The sequence below is a fragment of the Streptomyces sp. NPDC001668 genome (assembly GCF_042893155.1).
Taxonomy (GTDB): Bacteria; Actinomycetota; Actinomycetes; order Streptomycetales; family Streptomycetaceae; genus Streptomyces.
In genome coordinates this window covers 347,103-366,448 of sequence record NZ_JBIAUQ010000005.1, presented here as the reverse complement: position 1 = coordinate 366,448, position 19,346 = coordinate 347,103, and the positions used below count along the sequence as shown (strand labels likewise).

Sequence of the window (19,346 nt, the reverse complement as noted above, 5' to 3'; positions counted from 1 at the left end):
GCGTTTGGGACGCGCACGCCGTCGAGGGATTTGGGACGGTGGCACTTTCGCGGCAGCAGAGGGCCTTTCTCGATGGGCTGTTGCGGATGCTGGACCCGCGGGCCTATCCGAGTGAGCATGTGTCAGCTGTCAACAGCGCGATGCTGGCGCTGATCCGGGTCCACCACGCCCTCGAGGGGAACGTCTCCGCCGAAGGCCAGCCGGAGACCCGGCTGTTGAAGAGGCTCATTGCACCTGCGCGGGCCAACATGGACACGGCGAGCCTGGTCTTCGGGGCGGTTCCGGACAACGCTCGGTATCTTCGGGCCGCGCGGCGGCTGGTCCATCAACTGGAGTCCCTGCTGACGAACCGCACGCCCGACGATGTGAAGCAGGCCTACGCCAACCGGCTCGGGCGGTTGATCGGACCGGCCTCGCGGTCCATTCGCGGGTGGCTGGTCCCGGTGTGGCGGTCGGCGTTGTCGCCCGGAGCCGCCGTGCACATGCGCAACGAGATCGCGACATCCGTTGCTCTGCACGGGCGGGACGGGCTCGACCTGCGAACCGATCTCATCGCGCTGATGAAACGGCGGTCACCGGACGTGCCCGAGGTCCAGGAGATCGCCGAAGTGCTCTGGCCGCAGGCGCGTGCCTTCCGAGTCGGCATCGTTGTCGCAGGAACGCGCGAACTACGGGCCCTTGAGCAGCTGTTGCCGGGAGCGCGGCAGCAGCCGGTGCCACGGGACACCAACGTCGGACAGGGCGGGCGGGACCGTGACATCCGCCGACGGTTCCTGCGGAGGGTCGCGGCCGGACTGGAGGGGCCTGCGGTGTTGGTGACCCATCCGGTGCACGCGGCCGACGCTCACACTGCCCTGCGCCGGGGCCGGCGCAAGCTCGGCGAAGTGCTCGACCAATACGCGGCGGGCCAGCGGCTGACCCACCTCTCCCTGCACCCGCTCATGTTCGCCACTGACTCCCACACGCACGTGGTCGACGACCACACCCACTCGAAGACCGCCAAAGCCGCCCAGCCGCTCACCACCCACTGGCCTGCTTCGCTCGGCGCGGCGCTGCGTGCGGCACATCTCGCGCAGCAGGTCGATGCCCCTATGACGACCGCGGGGCTGGTGTGGAGCGCGGTCGAGTCCATGGGCATGAAGTCCGCCCAGCTGGACGTCCTCGCCAAGGCATGCGCCTTGCACGTCACCCGGCAGCAGCTCCTGGGACTGTGGCACGTCGTGTTCCTTTCCGCGCAGGCCGCTGTCCGGCATGCCGCCTGGCGGCATCGCGAGTACGAGAAGAAAGCGGCCCGTGCCGCCCGGAGTATCGCCCAGATCGAGAGCAACTCAGCCGAGTCCGCGCGGCGCGCGGTCGAGGAGTTGCGCATACGCCACGCCGACCTGCTCCGAGTGACCGTTCAGGCGCATGGCGTCCACACCGCGCTTGCCAAGGAGGTCAGTCGGCTGCTGGCGTCCGTGGAGGCTGTCATCCTCAAAGGCGGGACCGCCCAGGCCGCGAGCGGTGACATCCGTACGGTCGTCCTGAACCGGTGGTTCGACGTACTGGTTCCTCCCGCGGGAGCCTCCGGTGACATCCTGTCCGCTCACCGGGCCCTCGCGCAGTTGGTCGCGGTGACGGACGGGCTCGCCGCCGAGCAGGTCGCCGCCTGGCAGCGACGGCTGACGCATCCCGCGGACTTCGCGAGCTGGCTGCATGACCAGCAGAACACCATGCACTCGCTGCTGACCTGGCTTTATGCCATGCGCAACGCCGCCTTTCACCAGGGAGTGTTCGCCAACCCCGCTGACGAGGTCACCGCGCAGGCTGCCCTCGGCATGATCGACACTGTCCTGGAGTTCCTCGGACACTGGAGCCAGACGGAGAACGTCGCCGGCCTGCCGGGCACCCACCCCCGCCGCGTCCTCGAACTGCTCGCGGACCGGCAGACCGACCTTCAGGCCAGGCTCACTACGGACAGCACCAGCCATCCCCTCGATCTGGACCACATCTCCGCCCCGGACCCCTCTCCCCGGCGGCCCTAGGGCCTGTTGCGAGAGTGGTGAGAGTCGGGGTGCGGGCCATTGTCCGCCCCGTCCAGCGGGGACCAGCCTGCGCCTTGGTCTTCGCGGAGGTCGGGATCGGCGCCAAACGCCAACGGTTCCCGGACCGTTGCGGTGTGTCCCCAGCACGCAGCCGCGCACAACGGCGTGCCCTCGCCCGGTGGCGCTTGCCTGCCGCTGCTCGCAGCCGGTCTTGTCGAACTCCGGAGGCCGATCACCCAGGGAGCCGGGCTCGTGGCGGTTGCGAACCCGGTCCGCCGGCACCGGGATGGTCGTTTTGATCCCGCGTCTGCGCAGGTGGGCCCGGTTCCGGCGGGAGTCGTACGTCTTGTCGGCCCGCACGCGGTCCGGTCGCCTTCGAAGCGTCGACGACGCGCGTGTCGATCACCTTGCCGCCCTGAGCGGCTAGGTCGGCCTTGCCGAGATGGTGTGTCGTGCACGGACGGCCCTTGGTCAGGCCCGCCGCGGACAGCACCAGGACACCGGTGCAGACACCGGCGACGGTGACTCCGGCCAGGCGTCGCGCGGGGATGTGCGTGAACCGGGGAGCGGCCCGGTCGGAGCCGACGTGCGCTCCACCGATCCCTCTCCAGTAGTCCGCCGCACCCGCCGAAAAGTTCCCCGCTCGGAGCGACGGGTTCTTACTGCGTGTCGGTGACCTGGAGCCGTGCCATGCCCCGTTTGACCTCGTCCGTCCTCGGACGCCACCTCCTGCTCCTCCTGCACGGCGAGCTTGCTCCTCATGCCTACAAGTCGGTCTCAATCCCGGCCAATGCTTGGGCGCTGACAGCCGCCCGGGAATCATGTGGCCATGCACCGGCCGCTCAGCCTCCACACCCCCGAGTGGTTCACGGCCGACGACTCGGCCCTGAACGTCGCGCTCGTGTACCCGATGCAGGGGCCTGCCGGGATCTTCGGTCCTGCCTGCGAGGCGTGCGCGCGGCTGGCCGCCGAGGAGATCAACAGGGCCGGTGGTGTTCTCGGCAAGGAGCTCCGGCTGCTGGAGGTCGACGGCGGCGCCGACCCCCAGAAGGTCGCCGAGGAGGTCGAGGCCCTGGTGGCGACCGGTGTGGTGCACGGGGTGACCGGGTGGCACATTTCCTCGGTCCGGCAGGCGGTGGCACCGCGCATCGCGCACCTGGTGCCGTACGTCTACACCGCCCTGTACGAGGGCGGGGAGCGCACCGACGGTGTCTTCATGACCAGTGAGACGCCCGACTGGCAGCTGCTGCCCGCGATGCGGCTGCTGGCCGAGACACGGCGGGTGCGCCGATGGTTCGTCGTCGGCAACAACTACGTCTGGCCCCGGCGCACGGCCCGGGCGGCCCGCCGTTACGCCCGCGCGTGCGGGGGTGGGCGGGTCTGCGGTGAGGCGTATCTCCCGCTGGGCGCCGAGGACTTCCGTGACGTGCTGCGGCGCATCGAGCACGCGGACGCGGACGGCGTGCTGATGCTGCTGGTCGGCAGTGACGCGGTCCGCTTCAACCGGGCCTTCGCCGCCTCCGGCCTCGACCAGCGGTGCCTCAGGCTGAGCACGCTGATGGACGAGAACATGCTGATGGCCAGCGGTCCGGAGGCGACCGGTGACCTCTTCAGCACGGCCGGGTTCTTCGCCTCGCTGGCGAACCAGGACACCCTGGACTTCCACGGCCAGTACGCCGACCGCTTCGGCATCGAGGCTCCGGCCCCCGGAAGCCTCGGCGAATCCTGTTACGAGGGCGTGCTGCTGCTCGCCTCACTCATCGAGCGGGCCCGCACCCTGGACGTGGCCGCGATCTCCGCCGCCGCAGAGACCGTCTCCTACGAAGGGCCGCGCGGTCTGCTCCACCTCCGCGACCGGCATGTGCGCCAGCGCATCTACCTGGCGGAGGCGGACGGGCTCGACTTCAACGTGCTCGCCCAACTCCGCGCTCCGCACGACCTGGTGTGACGCCGCCGGGGACGGTGGCGCCCCTGGCGCCCCGGTTCGAGGTGCCCGGGCCTTCCAGGGCGTCGGCCAGCCGGGCAAGCAGTTCGTCCAGCTCCTCGGCGGGGAGCGACTGCTCCAAGTCCCCCCAGTCGGCCCGTACTTCACGGACCAGCAACTGCCACCGCTGCATGCCTCGCGGAGTGAGGTGGGCCAGTACGCGACGCCGGTCCGCGGGATCGACGCGGCGGTAGACCCAGTTCTGGTCGACGAGTTGGTCGACCAGCTTGGTGAGACTCGGAGCCGGCAGGAAGGCGTGGTCGGCGAGGGCCGTCATGTTGTGCCCCTGTCCGTCGGACAGCAGGTCGAGCACCCTCCACGCCTCCACCGAACAGTCGAACTCGTCCAGTACGGACTGCACTCGGCGCACCGCGAGACGTTCGGCCCGGGTCAGCAGGTAGAGCAGTTCCTGCGGCTGCCTCGCCATCGTGCTCCTCCGCTCGTGCTGTCGGCCGGTGTCCGAGCCTACCCGTGATCACCGGGCCCTTGACAAGGGGAACCGAGAAACTGATCCTTTCCGCAGGAAGCATTAATTACCTTCGCTGTGATGCCGTCAAACATGCATCTCCAGCGGGGGACTTTTTGTTTCCCCCGCAATTTTGCTTCCACTGGAAACCATTCTTCAATTGCCGTGAAACGCACCGGAAACAGTCTCCTCGCAGGCTGTGGTCGCACTTCAGCGACCAGCCCGGACCCACCCCGGAACGGCTGGGGAACCCGTGCGTCAACGCCGCCACTTCTGAAGCGTGTCCCTCTCCCTCCCTCCGTCTCCCTCCCTCCCACGGCTCTTTCGGGCCACTCCGCTCTTTTCGCTTCGCCCTTCGGGGCAAGGAGGTTGTGCATGTCCGGGCTCAGCATCAGCAGACGCGGTCTTCTGGCCGGCATATCGGCAGTCGGCGCGTCCGCCGCCCTCAGCGCCTGTGGCGCCAAGACCGGCACCGAGACGGCGTCGGGTTCAGGTGCCACGGCGGACACGTCCGGCAGCACGGTCAAGGTCGGTCTGCTCAACTCGCTCTCGGGCACGATGGCCATCAGCGAGGTCACGGTCCACAACTCGCTGCTGCTCGCCATCAAGGAGATCAACGCCTCCGGGGGAGTCCTGGGCAAGAAGCTCAAGCCCATCAGCCAGGACGGCGCCTCCGACTGGCCGACGTTCGCCGAGAAGGCCGAGGCCCTCATCACGGACGACAAGGTCGCGGCCACCTTCGGCTGCTGGACCTCGGCCAGCCGCAAGGCCGTCAAGCCGGTCTTCGAGCGGTACAAGTCGCTGCTCTTCTACCCCGTGCAGTACGAGGGCCTGGAGGAGTCGCCGTACATCTTCTACATCGGCGCCACCACCAACCAGCAGATCGTGCCCGCCCTCGACTACCTGAAGAAGCAGGGGCTGACCAAGCTGTACCTGGTCGGCAGCGACTACGTCTTCCCGCGCACCGCCAACAAGATCATCAAGGCGTACGCGAAGGCCAAGGGTCTGACGGTGGTCGGCGAGGACTACGCGCCGCTCGGCTCCACGGAGTTCAGCACCATCGTCAACAAGGTCAAGGGCTCCGGCGCCGACGCGGTGTTCAACACCCTCAACGGTGACAGCAACGTGGCCTTCTTCAAGGAGTACAAGTCCGCGGGCCTCACCGCCAAGAGCCTGCCGGTGCTCTCCGTCTCGATCGCCGAGGAGGAGGTCAAGAGCATCGGAACGCAGTATCTGGAAGGCCAGTTGACGGCCTGGAACTACTACGAGACCACCCCGGGCGCCGCGAACAAGAAGTTCGTCGCGGCCTACCAGGCGGCGTACGGCAAGGACAAGCCGACCTCCGACCCCATGGAGGCCGCCTACATCTCCGTCTACCTCTGGAAGGCGATGGTCGAGAAGGCCGGCTCCTTCGACGTCGCCAAGGTGAAGGCCGCCTCCGACGGCATCGTCTTCGACGCCCCCGAGGGCAAGGTCACCGTCGACGGCGCCACCCAGCACGTCTACAAGACCGCCCGCATCGGCAAGGTCGGCTCCGACGGCCTGATCGAGGAGGTCTGGAACTCGGGCAAGCCGATCAAGCCGGACCCGTACCTCAAGGGCTACTCCTGGGCCTCCGGCCTGTCCTGAGCCACGCCCACGGGATCGACCCGGCTCCGTCACGGGGCCGGGTCACGCCCATGGCAAGCCCGCACGTCGCAGGCCCGCAAGCCCGCACGTCCGTACCCGACCCGGAGCCGCTTCATGACGGTCGTCCTCAACCAGTCCTTCACCGGCATCAGCATCGGTGCCGTCCTGCTTCTCATCGCGCTCGGCCTGACCCTGACGTTCGGTCAGATGGGCGTGATCAACATGGCGCACGGCGAGTTCATCATGGCCGGCGCCTACACGACGTACGTCCTGCAGAAGTCCATCAGCAGCGCCGGCGTCTCCCTCTTCGTCGCCCTGCCGCTCGCGTTCCTGGTCGCGGGCGCCATGGGGGCGCTTCTTGAATGGCTGCTCATCCGGCGGCTCTACACACGGCCGCTGGACACCCTGCTGGTCACCTGGGGTGTCTCGCTGATGCTCCAGCAGCTGGCCCGTGACGTCTTCGGCGCCCCCAACGTGCAGACGGCCGCGCCCGACATCCTCACCGGCAACATCTCGGCCGGTTCGGTCACCTTCGCCAACAACCGCCTGTTCATCCTCGGCCTCGCGCTCCTCTGCGTCCTCGGCCTGACCCTGGTCCTGCGGTTCACCCCGCTGGGCCGCCGGATCCGGGCCGTCGTGCAGAACCGCGACCTCGCCGAGGTCTCCGGCATCGCCACCGGACAGGTCGACCGCATCACCTTCTTCATCGGCTCCGGCCTGGCCGGTGTTGCCGGCGTCGCGCTCACCCTGGTCGGACCGATCGGCCCGACGATGGGCACCAACTACATCGTCGACGCCTTCCTGGTCGTGGTCGTCGGCGGCATCGGACAGCTGAAGGGCGCCGTCATCACGGCGTTCGCGCTGGGCGTGCTGCAGTCCGTCCTGGAGTACTCGACCACCGTCAGCGTCGCCAAGGTCGTGGTGCTGGTGGCGATCGTCGCCTTCCTCCAGTGGCGACCCCAGGGCCTGTACACACTGCGCACCCGGAGCCTGGCATGACGACCACGACCACGACCACGAGCCCCGACACCCTGACCCCGCCCTCCGCGCCCTTGCTGAACCGCTTCCGCGTGCCCGCGGGCTTCGCCCTCGGTGCCGTACTCCTGCTCGGCATCGCCCCCCTCGCCCTCTCCGACTTCCGCCTCTCCCTCCTCGCGAAGTACCTGTGCTACGCGATCGTGGCGGTCGGCGTGAGCCTGGCCTGGGGGCGCGGCGGCCTCATGGTCCTCGGTCAGGGCGTCTTCTTCGGCCTCGGCGGCTACGCCATGGCCATGCACCTCAAACTCACCGACGCCGCCGCCACCGGCGACAAGCTGCCGGACTTCATGCAGCTGTACGGCACCGGCGACGCGCTGCCCTGGTGGTGGAAGCCCTTCGCCAACCCCGGCTTCGCGCTCGCCATGACCGTGCTGCTGCCCATGGCGGTCGCCGCGGTGCTCGGCTTCCTCGTGTTCCGACGCAGGGTGAAGGGCGCCTACTTCGCGATCCTCAGCCAAGCCCTCGCCGCCGCCCTCTCCATCTGGCTGGTCGGCCAGCAGGCGACCACGGGCGGCACCAACGGACTCACCGACATCCAGGGCTTCTTCGGCTACTCGCTGGACGACCCGGTCAACCAGCGGATGGTGTACTTCATCATCGCCGCCGTGCTGCTCCTGCTGATGGCACTGGCCCGCCAGCTCTTCGTCAGCCGCTACGGCGAACTCCTCGTCGCCGTACGGGACTCCGAGGAACGGGTGCGCTTCCTCGGCTACAACCCGGCGAACATCAAGCTCGTCGCGTACGTCGTCGCGGCCGGCATGGCGGGCCTCGCGGGAGCCCTCTTCGTCCCGGCCGTCGGGATCATCTCCCCGGCCCTGATCGGCATCGTGCCCTCCATCGGCTTCGTCATCGGTGCGGCGGTCGGCGGGCGGGCGTCCCTGGTGGGAGCGGTGCTCGGCGCGATCGCCGTGGCCTGGGCGCAGAGCACGCTGTCCGACGAATTCCCCGCCGCGTGGACGTACCTCCAGGGCTTGCTGTTCGTCCTGGCGGTCGGCTTCCTGCCCGGCGGCCTCGCCTCCCTCGGCGTCGTCCTGCGCAGGCGCCGCACTCGTACCGGTACTCCTGCGACTGGAGAGACAGCATGAGCGGCGAGGGACTGACCGTCCGCGACCTGCGGGTCACCTTCGACGGGTTCACCGCCGTCGACGGCGTCGACCTGGACATCCGCCCCGGCGACCTGCGCTTCCTCATCGGCCCGAATGGTGCGGGCAAGACCACTCTGGTCGACGCGATCACCGGCCTGGTGAAGGCCACCGGCTCGGTCCGCTTCGGCGAACAGGATCTGCTGGGCCGACCCGTGCAGAAGATCGCCCGCATGGGCATCGGCCGTACGTTCCAGACGGCCAGCATCTTCGAGGAACTGACCGTGCTGCAGAACCTCGACATCGCGGCGGGCGCCGGCCGGGGCGTGTGGACGATGCTGCGACGCCGCAGGGACATCCCCGAACCGGTCGCGAAAGCGTTGGAGACGACGGGCCTGACCGAGCTGCGCGACCGCCCCGCGGGCGTTCTCGCCCACGGCCAGAAGCAGTGGCTGGAGATCGGCATGCTGCTCGTCCAGGACGTGCAACTGCTCCTGCTCGACGAGCCGGTGGCCGGCATGAGCCACGAGGAACGCGAGGCCACCGGCGAGCTGTTGCAACGGGTGAGCGAGGACCACACGGTCGTCGTCATCGAGCACGACATGGACTTCATGCGCTCCTTCGCCCGCAGCGTCAGCGTCCTGCACGCCGGCAAGGTGCTCAGCGAGGGCACGGTCGCCGAGGTCCAGGCCGACGCCAAGGTCCAGGAGGTCTACCTCGGGCGCGCGTCCGAACCCGAAGCCGAACGGGAGCCCGAGCCCGAGCCCGAGCCCGAGCCCGAACCGGGATCGACGCCGGCCGCTCCCGCCGCCCCCGCCGCCGTCGCCGAGGAGGCGTGAGACGCATGCTGGAGATCAGTTCCGTACAGGCCGGCTACGACCGCACCACCGTGCTGCACGGCGTCACGGTCTCGGTCCCGAAGGACGCGGTCGCCACCGTCCTGGGCCACAACGGCGCGGGCAAGAGCACCCTCCTGCGCGTCGCCATGGGCCTGCTCAAGCCGAAAAGCGGCGCCGTCCTGCTCGACGGCGAGGACATCACCCGCCTGGCCCCGCACCAGCGGGTGGCCCGCGGCATGGCGTACGTCCCCCAGGGCCAGCAGTCCTTCCCGCATCTGACGACGGCCGAGAACCTCCAACTCGTCGCCGACGGACGCCCCGACGGCAAGGAGGCGACCGCCGAGGCCCTGGACCTCTTCCCCGTCCTGCGCGAACTGTCCGGCCGCCGCGCCGGTCTGCTCTCCGGAGGCCAACGGCAGCAACTCGCCATCGCCCGCGCCCTGATCACCCGACCGAGGCTGCTGCTCCTCGACGAACCGACCGAGGGCATCCAGCCGTCCGTCGTCGCCGAGATCGAGGAGACGATCCTCGCCCTGACCCGGCGCGGCGGCCTGTCGGTCCTCCTCGTGGAGCAGCACGTCGGCTTCGCCATGCGGGCCGCGCAGCAGTACTACGTCCTGGAGGCGGGCCGGGTGACGTCCTCGGGCGAGGGCGGCACGGGCGCCGAGCAGAAAGTACGCGCCGCGCTCAGCGTATGAGCGTATGAGGCCCGGCCGGTGCACGGACGGCCCTCGACGGTGCGAACCCGATCCCCGTCGAGGGCCGTCCGCGTGCCGGTTCCGCAGTCGCCCGGTGTGCACCGCATCCCGTGCCGCCTGAGCCGAACCCGCGGTTCGTCAGGCGACATCGCACGGTCGAACTCCCGGAGGGTATTGGACATGGCGGCGGCGGTCTACACGCTCCCGGAGCTTCCCTACGACTACTCGGCGCTCGCGCCCGTGATCAGCCCGGAGATCATCGAACTGCACCACGACAAGCACCACGCGGCCTACGTCAAGGGCGCCAACGACACGCTGGAGCAGTTGGCGGAGGCCCGCGACAAGGAGACGTGGGGCTCGATCAACGGCCTGGAGAAGGGCCTGGCCTTCCACCTCTCCGGGCACATCCTGCACTCCATCTACTGGCAGAACATGACCGGCCCGAAGGACGGCGGCGGCGAGCCCCTGGCGGTCGACGGCGTGGGCGACCTCGCTGATGCGATCACGGAGTCCTTCGGCTCCTTCTCCGGATTCAAGGCACAGCTGACCAAGGCGGCGGCGACCACCCAGGGTTCCGGCTGGGGCGTCCTGGCCTACGAGCCGCTCAGCGGACGCCTCGTCGTCGACCACCAGGGCAACGTCGGCCAGGGATCGGCCCCGCTTCTGGTCTTCGACGCCTGGGAGCACGCCTTCTACCTGCAGTACAAGAACCAGAAGGTCGACTTCATCGACGCCATGTGGGCCGTCGTCAACTGGCAGGACGTGGCGAAGCGTTACGCGTCCGCCAAGGAGCGCGGCGACAGCCTGCTGCTCCGTCCCTGACGCCGTAGGCACGTCGGCGCTACAGACGTCCTGCTCGTGATCGTCTTCTCAACCTTCGCTTGCAGGCGGTAGGACGAAGGGCTCCCGCGAGGACGTGACTCACGGGAGCCCTTTGGAGTGAGGCTAGGGCATGTATCTGTTCATAAGCGCATCCCTGGACGAGCTGACTGCAGGCGGAATCGGGAGTTCCGTAGCAGGGTGGCCAGGCGTCTTCTGTCGCGTGTACGCAAAGGGATGAATCGAGCCGCGAGTTGGATTATTCGCCGGTTTCGCAGAAATGGTCATTCATGGAGCGGGAGCTTTCAAGTGCTCCCGAATCAGGGGACTTGCTCTTCTTTGGAGGAGGCGGAGACGGGCCGACAGTGCACGTCAAGGACCCGGGCTACTGCTCAGGGATCACGGTGTGCCCGGACGAGCTGTGCAGAAGGCTTGGTGGGGTATCCGGACTTGCCGCCAGCGGCGCTTTCTGCAGAGCGATTCCACTGGCGGGCCGGCGGCGCGGTACTCCAGTCCACCGAGACGCTGACGGGTTTCTCCGACGATGCCATGCGTGATGTATTTCGCGTTCTGGCACCGGTGCTTCCTGCCGGCATGCCTCGTTTTGATCCCGCCCATCCAGAAGTGCGCTATGTCCCGGAGGATGCCGGCGCCATGTGAGTGGGAAAATCAGCTGCCCCTGTGCTGCTGGGTTCTGAGCGCATTGGATGCATGCGATGACCGCCTAGAGGGCCAGGTCGATGCGGCGGCGCCGCTGCGGCAGGCTGGGGAAGAAACTGGCGGCCCGTAGGTTGGGGATGCTCAGCTCGGGTTGCCTGGAGCGCAACGACGTCTCCAGGCAACCGACTTCAGGCTCTAGAAGAACCCGAGTTTCTTCGGGCTGTACGAGACAAGAAGGTTCTTCGTCTGCTGGTAGTGCTCCAGCATCATCTTGTGCGTCTCCCGCCCGATCCCCGACTGCTTGTACCCGCCGAACGCGGCATGCGCCGGGTAGGCGTGGTAGCAGTTGGTCCAGACGCGGCCCGCCTGGATCGCCCGTCCCGCCCGGTACGCCGTGTTCATGTCCCGGGTCCACACGCCCGCCCCGAGGCCGTACAGCGTGTCGTTGGCGATCTTCAGGGCGTCGTCGAAGTCGTCGAAGGGCGTCACCGAGACGACGGGGCCGAAGATCTCCTCCTGGAAGATTCGCATCCGGTTGTCGCCCTCGAAGATCGTCGGCTGGACGTAGTAGCCGCCCTTCAACTCGCCGTCGTGCTCGATGCGTTCACCACCGGTGAGGACCTTCGCCCCCTCCTGCCGGCCGACGTCCAGATAGGAGAGGATCTTCTCCAGCTGATCGTTGGAGGCCTGTGCCCCGATCATCGTCTCGGTGTCGAGGGGGTGGCCCGTCCTGATGAGTTCGGTGCGGGCGACGGCCGCCTCCATGAACTCGGCGTAGTTGCCGCTCTGGACCAGGGCCCGGGAGGGACACGTGCAGACCTCGCCCTGGTTGAGGGCGAACATCGTGAACCCTTCGAGCGCCTTGTCGCGGAAGTCGTCGTCCCGCGCCCACACGTCGTCGAAGAAGATGTTCGGCGACTTGCCGCCGAGTTCGAGGGTGACCGGCTTGATGTTCTCCGAGGCGTACTGCATGATCAGCCGCCCCGTGGTGGTCTCCCCGGTGAACGCCACCTTCGCCACCCGCGGGCTCGACGCGAGCGGTTTGCCCGCCTCCACCCCGAAACCGTTGACGATGTTCACCACGCCAGGCGGCAGCAGGTCCGCGATCAGACTCATCCAGTAGTGGATGGAGGCCGGGGTCTGCTCCGCGGGCTTGATGACGACCGCGTTGCCCGCCGCGAGGGCCGGGGCCAGCTTCCACACCGCCATCAGGATCGGGAAGTTCCACGGGATGATCTGCGCGACCACCCCGAGGGGCTCATGGAAGTGGTAGGCCACCGTGTCGTCGTCGAGCTCCCCGAGCGAGCCCTCCTGCGCCCGGATCGCGCCCGCGAAGTACCGGAAGTGGTCGATGGCGAGGGGAATGTCGGCCGCCAGCGTCTCGCGCACCGGCTTTCCGTTCTCCCAGCTCTCCGCGACGGCCAGCTGCTCCAGGTTCGCCTCCATGCGGTCGGCGATCTTGAGGAGGATGCCGGCGCGTTCGGTCACCGAGGTCCGGCCCCAGCCCGGGGCGGCGGCGTGCGCGGCGTCCAGCGCCCGCTCCACGTCCTCCGCGGTGCCCCGCGCGACCTCGGTGAACGGCTGCCCGTTCACCGGAGACGGGTTCTCGAAATACTGCCCGCGCGCCGGCGGCACGTACTCCCCACCGATGAAGTGGTCGTAGCGCGCCTGGTAGGAGACGATCGCGCCCTCGGTGCCGGGCGCCGCGTAACGGGTCATGCTGGCCAGCCTCCTTCAGCAGCGCCGCCCGCCGTTGGGCGGCTCTGCGCGTGAGGCTAGGAGCGCGGACGTTGCAACCACGTTGCCGTCGGCGCGGCCAGCTCCGACTCCAGCGCGGCGAGGCGGGCCCGCACGCTCGCCGTGGGCCGCACGGCCGCGAGCGCCCGCCACACCTCGACATCGTCCTCGCCCCACGGCGCGTGCGCCCAGTGCGCCAGCAGGTCGGGATCCCGGCGGGCGACCAACGCCGAACGCAGCCCGTCCGCGACCCGGCGCCTGAGCCGCACCACCGCCGGAGCCTGCGAGGCCGGCAGCAGCGGGCCGGCATACCCCGTCGCCGCCGCGGCGACCGCCCCGCTCTCCAGCCGCCGCTCGACGACCGCCACGTCCGACTCGACCGGCACGGTCAGCCGGTACGGCCGGGACGCCAGCAGCGCCGGTCCGAGGACCCTGCGCAGCCGCGCCAGTTCGGCCCGCAGCGTCACCGGCGTCACCGACTCGTCCTCGTACAGCGCGCACAGCAACTCGTCACCGGTCAGGCCCTCCGGGTGCCGGGACAGCAGCACCAGGATCTCGCTGTGCCTGCGGCTGAGCCTGACCCTGCGGCCGCCGCCGGCCAGCAGCGCCTCGTCCCGGCCCAGGGCGCTGAGCTCGGTCCGGTCGGTGGCCGGCTGCTGCGGCAGGAGCAGCGCCAGCTGTGACTCGGCGGCCCGCGCGACCGCCTGGACGAAGCCCAGGCTGTGCGGATGCGCGAGCCCGTCCCCGCCGGTGATGTCGACGGCCCCCAGCACCCGCCCGGTCCGCGGGTCGTGCACCGGCGCCGCCGCGCAGGTCCACGGCTGCACCCGGCGGATGAAGTGCTCCGCCGCGAACACCTGCACCGGCCGGTCCACCGCCACCGCGGTACCCGGCGCGTTCGTCCCGACCGCGGTCTCCGCCCACCGCGCACCCGGCACGAAGTTCATCCACTCCGCCTGCCGCCGGGTGCTCGGGTGCCCTTCGACCCACAGCAGCCTGCCGTGCTCGTCGCACACCGCGAGCAGATGCTCCCCGTCCGCGGCGAAGGTCCCCATCAGCTCGCGGAACAACGGCATGACCCGCGCCAGCGGATGCTCGGCCCGGTACGAACCGAGGTCCCCGTCGCTCAGTTCGACGTCCGCCGTCCCGTCGGGCCCGACACCGGCTCGCGCGGAACGCCGCCACGAGTCGGCCACCACCGGACGCACCGGCCGCTGCACCGTGCCCGCCTCGGTGAATGTCTCGTGCGCGCGCCGCAGCAGCCGGACACGCTCGGCAGGGTCGGCCCCCGGCTCCAGGGCCACCCATGGATCGGTCAACTCGGCCTCCCGGAACACGATGCGGCTGGGGACATCGTCACTCCCGGTACGCGCGCAAACAACCTCTCGGACGGGCGTCACCCGAACGGTGCCGGGCTCACACGGCTGCGACCATGCGCAGGTAGCGCTCCCAGTCCCAGTACGGGCCCGGGTCGGTGTGGTCCGTGCCCGGCACCTCGTAGTGCCCGATGACATGCGCGCGGTCCCTGGGGATGCCGTATCTCCCACAGATCCCCGCCGTGAGCTTCGCGGACTCCTGGTACAGGGCCTCGGTGAAGTACGCCGGCCTGTCCACCCACCCCTCGTGCTCGATCCCGATGCTGCGTGTGTTGTAGTCCCAGTTCCCGGCGTGCCAGGCGATGTCCGACTCCCGCACGCACTGGGCGACATGACCGTCGGCCGAGCGCACGACGTAGTGGGCGGACACCTTCTTCGCCGGGTCGCGGAAGATGCCCAGCGCGTCCGTGTAGGAGGTCTGGGTGACGTGGATGACCACCCGGTCCACCGGGTAGGACCAGGGCCGGTCCGACACCGTGAAGTTGGACGGCGTGGCCGGCTGCCACTCGGCGAGCGGGTGGTCGACGGGCTGGGGAGCCGCCCCGGCGGACGCCTCGGGGAACAGCGCGTACGGTACGGCGGCCAGGACGGCCCCCTTCAGCAGCCGCCGTCTGTCGAGCAGGGGTCTGGCGCGTTCCATGACTCAAGTGCCTTTCGTCCGGGCGGTGTTCAGCCGCGCAGGGCCACCGCGGTGTCACGGAGCCGGTCGTGCGCTCCGCGGTGAGTCTCGCGCGCCGGCAGCCGTTTCTCGCGGATCTTCGCGACGCGGGTGCGGTCGGTGTCGCGGACGGACAGGACCTCGCGAAGACCGGTCGTTCATGGCACGGCGTGTCTCACGTGCATCACGGTACGGCCGGTGCCGGTGGCGCAGAGTAGCCCTCGGTGTTCCGGTGGACGACGTCGCGAATGTGGATAACCCGCTCACCCGATGGGGTGGGTTGACGGGCGCTCAGGCCCGTTCGCCCACGACCGCCGGGTCGTCCAGCACGGCCCGCACCACCGAGTGCGCGGCCCCCAGCAGCGGCCCCTCCGAACCCAGGCGGGACACCGACACCGGACACGCCGGACCGGCGGTGCGCCGGGCCAGCTCGTCCCGCAGGGCGGGCAGCAGCCAGGGCGCGAGTTCGGCCAGCGCACCGCCGAGCACCACCGCTTCGGGGTCCAGCAGGTTGACCGCCCCGGTCAGCGCGATGCCGAGCGCCTCCCCGGCCTCGCGCAGGGCGCCTCGTACGTCCTCGTCGCCGTCCGCCGCGTGCTGCGCGAGCAGTCCGACCCGGTCCTCGCCCAGGTCCAGACCGGCCGCCCGCAACACCGCCTCCTCGCCGGCGTACTGCTCCAGACAGCCGCGCCCGCCGCACGGGCACCGGGGGCCGTCGGGGCGGACCGGGACATGGCCGAGCTCGCCCGCGAAACCGCGGGTGCCGCGCAGCAGTTGCCCGTCCACGACGAGTGCCGCGCCGATGCCGATCTCCGCCGAGACGTGCAGGAAGTCATGGGGAGTACCGTCGCCGAGCCAGAGTTCGGCCAGCGCGCCGAAGTTGGCCTCGTTGCCCACGGTCAGCAGGTAGTCCTCGGGCAGCAGGGTTCCCAGGTCCGTGTCGTGCCAGTCGAGGTTCGGGGCTCGGACGACGGTCCGGGCGTCGCGCGCCACCAGACCGGGCACCGCCACCGCGAGACCCGCGGGCCACAGGCCCTCGCCCTCCGCCTCCGCCACCACCCGGTGTACCAGGGAGGTGAGTTCCGCGATCACCGGCTCGGGGGAGCGGCCCCGGTTCGCGCCGTACCGCACCGCCCGGGAGCGCACCTGCCCGCGCAGATCGACCGCGCAGACCGCGAGGTGGTCCACGCCGATCTCGGCGCCTATCCCGGCGGGCCCGCGCCCGCTGACGGCGAGCGCGGAGCCGGGCCGGCCGACCCGGCCGGGGCGCTCGGGGCCCAGTTCCTCGAGGAGCCCCGAGCGGACGAGTTCATCGACGAGGGTCGACACCGCGGCCCGGGTCAGGCCGATGCGCGAGGCGACCGCGGCGCGCGAGAGGGGCCCCTCGGCGCTCACGGCGTGCATCACGCGGGCCAGGTTGCGGCGGCGCATGCCCTGCTGGGTGTCGGGCAGCCGGCGCCCGGGTCCCGCCGGGTGGGCGTCGTGCAGCGGTGCCGTCATGCCTCCCTCACTTCTCAGAGGTCCCCCGCTCCAGCAGCGGCGCCGCGTCGGAGAGTACCCCGGCGATCCGGGCCAGCGTCTCGTCGTCCCGCTCCACGGCCTCCAGCACCGGGCCCGCGGCGGTGTTCCAGCGCCGGGCGACCGCGCCCGGGTCCTCGCCGGTCAGCAGCCCCGCGGCCTGTGCGGCGGCGCCGAGGGCGACCAGTTCCTTGGCCTCGGGCACCTGGACGGGACGCCCCGAGAGGCGTCGTACGGTCTGCTGCCAGGCGGTGCCCTGGGCGCCACCGCCGATCAGCAGCAGCGGCGTCGAACGGTCGGCGTCCTCGTCGAGCACCAGGTCCAGCGCCCCGAGCAGCGCCTGCACGGCACCGTCGTAGGCGGCCTGGAGGAGCTGGCCGCCGGTGGTGTCGTGCCGCAGGCCGTGCAGCAGCCCGGAGGCGTTCGGCAGGTTCGGGGTGCGCTCGCCGTCCAGGTAGGGCAGCAGGGTCACCCCGGAGACCGGCTCCACGGCCTCGCGGTCCAGGCCCAGCAGCGCGGCGACCCGGTCCACGGCGAGAGTGCAGTTCAGGGTGCAGGCCAGCGGCAGCCAGTCGCCATGGGCGTCGGCGAAGCCCGCCACGGTGCCGGTCGGGTCGGCGGGGCGGTGCTTGGACACGGCGTAGACCGTGCCCGAGGTGCCCAGGCTCATCACCGGCGTCCCGGGACGCAGCCCGAGCCCCAGCGCGGCGGCCGCGTTGTCGCCGGTGCCCGGGGCGACCAGGGTCCCCTTGGAGAACGGCAGGTCATGGCCGTCGCGCACGGTGCCGGCCACCTCACCGGGCCGGACCACACGGGGGAGCAGCGCGGGGTCGAGACCCACGTGCGCGAGGATCTCGCTGTCGTACGCCTCCGTCGCGGACGCCCACCAGCCGGTGCCGGAGGCGTCACCGCGGTCCGTGGTGCCCTCCCCGGTGAGCCGCTCGGTGAGGTAGTCGTGGGGCAGACGGACGGCCTTCGTGGCGCGCAGGGCCTCCGGCTCGTGCTCGGCGAGCCAGGCCCACTTCGTCACCGTGAAGGAGGCGCCCGGCACGCTTCCGGTCCGCTCCGCCCAGGCCTTCGGGCCGCCCAGCTCCTCGATCAGGCGCCGGGCCTGCGGCGCCGAGCGAACGTCGTTCCACAACAGGGCCGGGCGCACCGGCTCGCCCTGCGCGTCCAGCGTCACGAGGCCGTGCTGCTGGCCGCCGATCGACACCGCGGCGGCCTCGCGCGCGGCGTCCCCGCACTGGCGCAGGGCCTCGGACAGCGCGTCCCACCACTGGCGCGGGTCGCTCTCGCGGCCGGCCCCGGAGGACACGGTGTGCGGTGCCTGGCCGCGTGCGACGACCTGGCCGGTGGCCGCGTCGACCACCAGGGCCTTGGTGGACTGGGTGGACGTGTCCACGCCGACGACGAGCGGACCCTCGGCTGCTGACATCGGGCTCTCCCTTTTCGCGCGGCCTCTTGGCGCGGCTCATGATCTTGATGCGGTTGGTGTCTCCCTCCGGAGACACCTTGTCTCTTCCCGGAGACGTGTGTGCATACTAATTTGTAAACCGCCATGACGAAATAGTCCGGAGCAGCAAGGAGCCGCGTCATGAACTACCAGCCCACCCCCGAGGACAGGTTCACCTTCGGCCTGTGGACCGTCGGCTGGCAGGGAAGGGACCCGTTCGGCGACGCCACCCGCCGTGCCCTCGACCCGGTCGAGACGGTGCAGCGCCTGGCCGAGCTCGGCGCCCACGGCGTGACCTTCCACGACGACGACCTGATCCCCTTCGGGTCCTCCGACAGCGAGCGCGAGGGTCACATCAAGCGCTTCCGTGAGGCCCTGGACGCGACCGGCATGAAGGTGCCGATGGCGACCACCAACCTCTTCACGCACCCCGTCTTCAAGGACGGCGCGTTCACCGCCAACGACCGCGACGTGCGCCGTTACGCGCTGCGCAAGACGATCCGCAACATCGACCTGGCGGTCGAGCTCGGCGCCGAGACCTACGTCGCCTGGGGCGGCCGCGAGGGCGCCGAGTCCGGCGGGGCCAAGGACGTGCGCGTCGCCCTCGACCGCATGAAGGAGGCCTTCGACCTCCTCGGCGAGTACGTCACCGAGCAGGGCTACGACCTGAAGTTCGCGATCGAGCCCAAGCCGAACGAGCCCCGCGGCGACATCCTGCTGCCCACGGTCGGCCACGCGCTCGCGTTCATCGAGCGCCTGGAGCGCCCCGAGCTGTACGGCGTGAACCCCGAGGTCGGCCACGAGCAGATGGCCGGTCTGAACTTCCCGCACGGCATCGCGCAGGCCCTGTGGGCGGGCAAGCTCTTCCACATCGACCTCAACGGTCAGTCCGGCATCAAGTACGACCAGGACCTCCGCTTCGGCGCCGGTGACCTGCGTGCCGCCTTCTGGCTCGTCGACCTCCTGGAGAGCGCCGGTTACGCCGGTCCCAAGCACTTCGACTTCAAGCCGCCGCGCACCGAGGACCTCGACGGCGTGTGGGCGTCGGCCGCGGGCTGCATGCGCAACTACCTCATCCTGAAGGAGCGTGCGGCCGCCTTCCGCGCCGACCCGCAGGTCCAGGAGGCGCTGCGCGCCTCGCGTCTGGACGAGCTGGCGCAGCAGACGGCGGCGGACGGCCTGAAGGCACTGCTCGCGGACCGCAGCGCCTTCGAGGAGTTCGACGTGGAGGCGGCCGCCGCACGCGGCATGGCCTTCGAGCAGCTCGACCAGCTCGCCATGGACCACCTGCTGGGTGCGCGCGGCTGAACGAAGCACACGCGTGTGTGCCGTCGGCCGTGAGGCTCCGCAGACGGCACGCGCGCG

Annotated in this window: 17 protein-coding genes; 10 read left to right on the top strand and 7 right to left on the bottom strand. The window is 70.3% G+C overall.

The window, feature by feature from the left end:
• The first annotated feature begins 119 nt into the window (after positions 1–119).
• Positions 120–2,024 (top strand): hypothetical protein, encoded by a 1,905-nt coding sequence (locus ACFYZ8_RS18255; protein ID WP_388530017.1) that lies wholly within the window; start codon positions 120–122, stop codon positions 2,022–2,024.
• A gap of 232 nt (positions 2,025–2,256) precedes the next feature.
• On the opposite strand, the gene ACFYZ8_RS18250 is transcribed toward ACFYZ8_RS18255, so the two are convergent.
• Positions 2,257–2,847 carry a DJ-1/PfpI family protein gene (locus tag ACFYZ8_RS18250; RefSeq protein ID WP_388532057.1) on the bottom strand — a complete coding sequence of 197 codons (591 nt, stop codon included), beginning with the start codon at positions 2,845–2,847 and terminating at the stop codon, positions 2,257–2,259.
• A gap of 6 nt (positions 2,848–2,853) precedes the next feature.
• Here ACFYZ8_RS18250 and ACFYZ8_RS18245 point away from each other — a divergent pair, with 6 nt between their 5' ends.
• Positions 2,854–3,972 carry a substrate-binding domain-containing protein gene (locus tag ACFYZ8_RS18245; protein WP_359036430.1) on the top strand — a complete coding sequence of 373 codons (1,119 nt, stop codon included), beginning with the start codon at positions 2,854–2,856 and terminating at the stop codon, positions 3,970–3,972.
• On the opposite strand, the gene ACFYZ8_RS18240 is transcribed toward ACFYZ8_RS18245, so the two are convergent.
• Positions 3,929–4,435, bottom strand: a complete 507-nt coding sequence (locus ACFYZ8_RS18240) for a MarR family winged helix-turn-helix transcriptional regulator (protein WP_388530020.1) — start codon at positions 4,433–4,435, stop codon at positions 3,929–3,931. The two genes, ACFYZ8_RS18245 and ACFYZ8_RS18240, sit on opposite strands and share 44 nt — an antisense overlap.
• A 414-nt stretch (positions 4,436–4,849) precedes the next feature.
• On the opposite strand from ACFYZ8_RS18240, the gene urtA reads away from it, so the two are divergent.
• The 7 genes from urtA (at position 4,850) to ACFYZ8_RS18205 (ending at position 11,239) form a co-directional block, all read left to right on the top strand.
• Positions 4,850–6,103 carry an urea ABC transporter substrate-binding protein gene (urtA, locus tag ACFYZ8_RS18235; protein ID WP_388530023.1) on the top strand — a complete coding sequence of 418 codons (1,254 nt, stop codon included), beginning with the start codon at positions 4,850–4,852 and terminating at the stop codon, positions 6,101–6,103.
• Between the two features lie 114 nt (positions 6,104–6,217).
• Positions 6,218–7,102: an urea ABC transporter permease subunit UrtB gene (gene urtB / locus ACFYZ8_RS18230; protein WP_388530026.1), complete on the top strand. Its 885-nt coding sequence runs from the start codon at positions 6,218–6,220 to the stop codon at positions 7,100–7,102.
• Positions 7,099–8,226, top strand: a complete 1,128-nt coding sequence (gene urtC / locus ACFYZ8_RS18225; RefSeq protein WP_388530029.1) for an urea ABC transporter permease subunit UrtC — start codon at positions 7,099–7,101, stop codon at positions 8,224–8,226. The genes urtB and urtC overlap by 4 nt, the downstream gene beginning before the upstream one ends.
• Positions 8,223–9,062 carry an urea ABC transporter ATP-binding protein UrtD gene (gene urtD / locus ACFYZ8_RS18220; protein WP_388530032.1) on the top strand — a complete coding sequence of 280 codons (840 nt, stop codon included), beginning with the start codon at positions 8,223–8,225 and terminating at the stop codon, positions 9,060–9,062. The genes urtC and urtD overlap by 4 nt, the downstream gene beginning before the upstream one ends.
• A gap of 5 nt (positions 9,063–9,067) precedes the next feature.
• Positions 9,068–9,760: an urea ABC transporter ATP-binding subunit UrtE gene (gene urtE, locus ACFYZ8_RS18215; protein WP_359036418.1), complete on the top strand. Its 693-nt coding sequence runs from the start codon at positions 9,068–9,070 to the stop codon at positions 9,758–9,760.
• A gap of 180 nt (positions 9,761–9,940) precedes the next feature.
• Positions 9,941–10,582, top strand: coding sequence for a superoxide dismutase (locus tag ACFYZ8_RS18210; protein ID WP_388530036.1), 642 nt, complete (start codon positions 9,941–9,943; stop codon positions 10,580–10,582).
• A gap of 432 nt (positions 10,583–11,014) precedes the next feature.
• Positions 11,015–11,239 (top strand): hypothetical protein, encoded by a 225-nt coding sequence (locus tag ACFYZ8_RS18205; protein ID WP_388530039.1) that lies wholly within the window; start codon positions 11,015–11,017, stop codon positions 11,237–11,239.
• Between the two features lie 195 nt (positions 11,240–11,434).
• On the opposite strand, the gene adh is transcribed toward ACFYZ8_RS18205, so the two are convergent.
• From adh to xylB, 5 genes are all read right to left on the bottom strand, one after another.
• A complete protein-coding gene (gene adh / locus ACFYZ8_RS18200; protein WP_388530042.1) occupies positions 11,435–12,958 on the bottom strand; it encodes an aldehyde dehydrogenase in 1,524 nt (507 codons plus the stop codon).
• A 56-nt stretch (positions 12,959–13,014) separates the two neighbouring features.
• Positions 13,015–14,295 (bottom strand): GAF domain-containing protein, encoded by a 1,281-nt coding sequence (locus tag ACFYZ8_RS18195; RefSeq protein WP_388530045.1) that lies wholly within the window; start codon positions 14,293–14,295, stop codon positions 13,015–13,017.
• 97 nt (positions 14,296–14,392) lie between these two features.
• Positions 14,393–14,992, bottom strand: a complete 600-nt coding sequence (locus ACFYZ8_RS18190; protein ID WP_359036410.1) for an N-acetylmuramoyl-L-alanine amidase — start codon at positions 14,990–14,992, stop codon at positions 14,393–14,395.
• Positions 14,993–15,301: 309 nt separating this feature from the next.
• A complete protein-coding gene (locus ACFYZ8_RS18185) occupies positions 15,302–16,510 on the bottom strand; it encodes an ROK family protein (RefSeq protein ID WP_388530049.1) in 1,209 nt (402 codons plus the stop codon).
• Positions 16,511–16,517: 7 nt separating this feature from the next.
• Complete coding sequence (xylB, locus tag ACFYZ8_RS18180) at positions 16,518–17,963, bottom strand: xylulokinase (RefSeq protein ID WP_359036406.1); 1,446 nt, start codon at positions 17,961–17,963, stop codon at positions 16,518–16,520.
• A 159-nt stretch (positions 17,964–18,122) separates the two neighbouring features.
• Between xylB and xylA the strand changes: the two genes are divergently transcribed.
• Positions 18,123–19,289, top strand: coding sequence for a xylose isomerase (xylA, locus tag ACFYZ8_RS18175; protein ID WP_359036404.1), 1,167 nt, complete (start codon positions 18,123–18,125; stop codon positions 19,287–19,289).
• Positions 19,290–19,346 lie beyond the last annotated feature (57 nt).